Here is an 885-nt window from a genome sequence, read left to right on the forward strand (position 1 = left end):
ATAGGTGATGGCGCTGACCATCGGCAGGTGTTGAGTCGTGTTGCTCAGGCGCAAATCCACGGCGCGCAACTGTCCGTCCACAGTCTGGCTGAAGCGTTGTTCATTGCCTTGGGCATCGGTTCGGGAGAGCAGGTCACCCGCTGGGTTGAAGCGTGAATGCGTTGAAAACGACTGCGCGATGTCGACGAGACGCCGCTCTTGTTCGAGTAGCGTGCCGGTTAATCCGTAGTCGTTGAACAGCAGAACACCGGCAAGGTCTGTGTGGCTGATCAGTTGGCTGCACTGGTTGTGAGCGGCGGAAACGGGATCGTTCGCTGCATAAGTCAGACGCTCTGCGCAAACCGCTTCGCCCTCTAACGTTTGCTCGAACAGCGAGGTCAGGCGCAGCTGATTGTCGTAGTGCATCCAACGTTGCGAACCCCGGCCATCCCAGGATTGAACCGGTTGATCTGCCTCGCCGAAAAGATTCACGCGCAAGCCGGCATCGACACTGAGGGTGCACAAGGCCGTGCCGGAGAGTCCATGAATCGTAACCAGATTGGCCGGCGCCGAGGCATCCTGAAACAAGCGCGGATCGCACAGCACAACAGCCCTTCCCGCTGGGTCATGGGTCGTGTAATCGACCCGCGCCTCTGCCACATCGCCCGAATCGGCACGGTAATAATCCACTGAGCGTAAGGCCAGACCACGCGAATCGATGGCCATCAGCTTTGGGGTATGGCGGTGCGTGGCCGTTACTTGGGTATCCATGACAATTCATCTCGAAGAATGACGATCAGCTAATGCCTAAAACCCATGTTTGGCTACTGTCAAAAGTTACAGTCTTGATGAGTGGTACGAATACCGGCCAACCCATTCCAATCGGGTAGCTATCCAGGTGAGGAT

Annotated in this window: 1 pseudogene; it reads right to left on the minus strand. The window is 56.8% G+C overall.

Annotated features, from left to right (window positions below):
• A pseudogene (locus ACM6IO_RS27895) lies at positions 1-750 on the minus strand (toxin); the annotation flags it as partial.
• Positions 751-885: the final 135 nt, after the last annotated feature.

Source organism: Pseudomonas sp. IT-P44, from assembly GCF_949768225.1.
Classification (GTDB): domain Bacteria; phylum Pseudomonadota; class Gammaproteobacteria; order Pseudomonadales; family Pseudomonadaceae; genus Aquipseudomonas; species Aquipseudomonas migulae.